At 56.8% G+C, this 3,777-nt stretch carries 2 protein-coding genes; both read right to left on the bottom strand.

Going from position 1 to position 3,777, the window contains the following annotated elements; genetic code table 11:
* A partial coding sequence (locus VGE80_RS24440; protein ID WP_440594470.1) for a hypothetical protein occupies positions 1–1,370 on the bottom strand: 1,370 nt, incomplete at its 3' end.
* Positions 1,367–3,777 (bottom strand): hypothetical protein (locus tag VGE80_RS24435; protein ID WP_440594469.1); only part of this gene is annotated, 2,411 nt, incomplete at its 5' end. The genes VGE80_RS24440 and VGE80_RS24435, both read right to left, overlap by 4 nt.

Genomic DNA, 3,777 nt, shown 5'->3' with positions numbered 1-3,777 from the left:
GGGAACAGGCAGCTCGTTCGAAATCCCCCGACGGTCGGCGATGTCCAGGTGATTTCGGTATCCAGCATCCACGAATCTTCGTCTGCAATCAGCAGGCCCAGCATTTGACCGGTCAGCGTGACCGGGGGCCGATGCACGTCCAGAATCAGTTGCGCTTCGGGCGACAACTGCTGGAACATGAGGCTCTCGCCATCGGAGGTCGGCATGAGAGGGGTCAACTGGCGATACGCGGTCGACCGGATCGACCGGATTTGAAGCGGCGACTGCACAATCACGGACTGGCGTCCGCCGGAAAATGTGCTGTTCTCGACAATGATTTGCGGAGAGATCGCAGGACGGTCTGGTTCCTTTACGGCCATGCCGTCGATACGCAGCGTGCGCCCCCGTCCGAGCAGTGGCCCGGGCAAGCGAATCAGCAGTTTTCCGTCGGGATCCGTCTCAGGGACTCGTTGAAATTGAATGGGAGTCTCAGAGCCGTATACGACTGAGTAGATCGTCAGACCGGCCGGGACACGCAACGAAAATTCCCGGATCGGAGCATCAAGTGCCTCAAGGTTCAGGACCAGTTGAAATCGGACATCTTCTTCTCGGACCACGACGTGCATATCGTGTTCAACCAGCAGCGCGTTCCGCCGAGGCTCAATGGCGTCGCTGGACACGCACGTCAACCGACAACGATTGTTGTTTCCGCACTGAATTCGCCACAACCGAGTTGCTTCGGACGGGGCGTCAGACAACAGAGTCACATCGGCCCCGGGAACATCAATGATGTAGGCTCGGGGGATCCGCAGGTCCAGAAACGACGTGGTTGCTTCAGGCAACTGAAGATCAAAGTCGATTCCGCCGGGAAACTTCCTTCCTGCGCACGTCCATTCCCCCAGCAGTTCATCACTTCTCTCGTCGGTCAGGACCCAGGCGCGGCCATCGGCGGATGAACCCCAGATGGCACTTCGGTTTTGCCATTTGAGTTCTTTAATCGCGAAAGAGAATGGTCCCAGCTCAAGCAGGGAAGGAGGTCCGTCAAGTCTTTGAACCGATGCTGTCATCAGTCCGCTGACCAGTGTGTCATCGACGAGAATGGCTTCGTAGTGAGCCGACTTCAGCCAGGCGGGACGCGGACCGCGGGTACGAGCGTTGAGTTTCTCGACCAGTGAGACAAACTCATCCCGCGGCACCGCGACGCTCTTACTAACCTCTTTCGGCCAGGCATTCGGCTGGTCGGCGGGAAAGTCTGCTCGTTCAAACTCAATGCCCGGGCGCAGTGGTTCCGCGCCCGATGCATTCCCGGCAAGGCGCCCAATCGAATCCGTCAGGAAGAGGCCAAACAAAACGCCGAGCCACACCACTTCATGCCAGCGAAAACGGCTCATGACACTCCACTTCCAGATTCGACGGGAAGACTGGATTGGCTGTCCCGGACAAACGCGCGATGGACGGTGACCTCATTCGGGTCGGCCTGGCGAGAACCATGGTGACTGCCGAATGCCTGAATCGGCGGAAATTCCCCCTGATTTTCGAATGACAGGATTCCCGTGTCGCTACGTCGACGAATCCAGCTATCAAGGAGTACCGCCGTGGCGGGAAAGATCAGTCCGGCAATCATCGGCTGAACCAGTAGTTCGAGCGGTGCCGAGTACCACAATCCAAATGTGGCGATCACCAGCGACAACAACAGTACGGTCATGACGTGCCGCAAGACGACGAGCCTGAGCAGAATGAAGCCCACTGCCAGCGAGAAACCGGCTCCGAAAAAGAGGACCATCGAACTGTTCATCGTCTGAAATGCCAGCAATTGAGGCGAGCCGAATTGCACGAAGACGTAGCGATTGGTCGATGACTCAGGGATTCCCAGATCGACTTCAGCAGGTGGCTTGATGGAATTGGGCGTCACCCATTGAGACAGGTACTGCGGCGTGTAATCCGACTGGCGACTCCAGATAATCCCGTTTCGTTTCCAGTGAAACCGCGGAGTCGCCGACGAGGGATAAGTAAACAGATGCTGGTCTTTCGGCATGACCGTTTGCCAGATGACGGTTCCATCCCATAAGCACCGTGGCAGTGTCGGCGGACGCATCTCTAATCGCTCGGACCAACCCAGGATCGAGCTGAAGCGATCCTGATACTCGATCGTCAGGAGATGTTCTGCATAGGAGTTCTTGTCGGACTCTTCGGGGATCTGAATTGTGTATTTGCGGGATTCAGCGGGAGATTCGACGAAGTCCCGCGCCTGAAGCAATCGCTCGTCCCAGTAAAACCGGGTCAATGTGGCGGTCGCCGGAAGGACGACCGGGAGCGCCGTTGAACGTGTTGATATACGGAACTGTGCTCGCACGATCCCCTGCCCCGTTCCATCAACCTGCGCGGTGATCAGTGCGTGCGAGACATTCCCTTTCCCCGTCGCGTGTGTTGATCGGACCAGTTTCAAGGGAATGGCGGCCGGGCTGCCATCCGCCAGCCACTGCCATGCTTCCTGGCGTGAGAACTGCGGCTTCCAGAGGTCTCGTGAAACCGGTTCCGCGTCGAACCAGTCTGATTGCAAAAGTGAGACACGGACTTCCGAGAATGCCTCGTCCGAACTCCCGAGGATGGGGAGAGCCACTTCCGCGTCGGTGTCAAAGGCAGAGTCTTTCGCAAACGGGACGGCGTAACGGGCCTGAATCTCAAATCGTCCCAGATGCCCTTCACCCAGTTTGAGCAGGATTTGACGAGGGGTGCCAGGTGGAGTGGTGATCGGATCCGATGTCAGTTCGACGTCGCGACTCGTATAGAAGCGAATTCGTTCAGGCTCAAGGGTCGCAGGGATTGCGACTCGAATCTGGGAAAGCCGTTCGTACGAGACGTCATAGATCAGGTGTTGAACAATCTGAAATTGATTGTCCTGCCAATGGGCTTCGACCAGCGAGTCGGTTCGTACACGCTGCTTTTGTGGAGTGACCCGCAGACTGAAACGTTGTTCGTCAGTATCGACCCTGTAGGCAGTCACCTTTCGTCCTCGTACGGACTCGGGAAGTTCCAGATTGGTCGATGAGAGAAGCTGCATGAACGTTTCACCCCGGGAGGTGAGTTCCGTCTCGACATTTTCGGCGTTTGCCAGAATCAGCGAAGTCGGTGACAGGCGAGACGCTGACTTGGGACGGGGAAGTGTCAACGTCATCTCTTCACCCGGTTTGACCGGACGCGTCGCTCGAAGGTGCAATGAGAAACCACCCGGCTGGTGTTTCACCAGGCGAACTGTGATTTGCCCTTTCTCGTCCACTGCGTGGCTTTCAACGACACCCGGTTCGTCGACCGATTCGAGTGTCCAGCCTTCCGCTTTCAAATCGGGCCACGCCAGGATGACTTCGTTCAGACTGTCCCGGTCAACGCGATAATCGAAGACGCCGTCGAGTTCCAGTTGTTGTGCGGAAGCTTTCAGCACGAACTGCGGCTTTACCTGAAAGTACGGCTTAACTTCATCGAATTTCGTGGTCAGCTTGAAGGGCTGACCCAGGAATTGATAAGCCCGCACTACCGGTCCCAGCGATGCTGGAAATTCCCCTGCATTGATTCGCAGAATGTTGGGATCGCTCGGTTCTGAGGTGAATCGAAGTCCTTCTGCGAGCGACAATCCGATCCGTCCAACCTGCTTCCGGACGCTCTCATTCTTGGCCCCTTCCACCAGGAAGCCATCGAGCATGAGAACTTTGGACTTTGTCGGCAGATTGACGGTCCAGAAAAGTTGCGCGGAGTTTGATTTTTCTTTGAGCGTGACGGCGACGCGCGTCGGATTTTTCGGGT

Source organism: Schlesneria sp., from assembly GCF_036405755.1.
Classification (GTDB): domain Bacteria; phylum Planctomycetota; class Planctomycetia; order Planctomycetales; family Planctomycetaceae; genus Schlesneria; species Schlesneria sphaerica.
The sequence above is the reverse complement of the archived record's forward strand: the minus strand, read 5'-3'. Positions and strand labels throughout refer to the sequence as shown.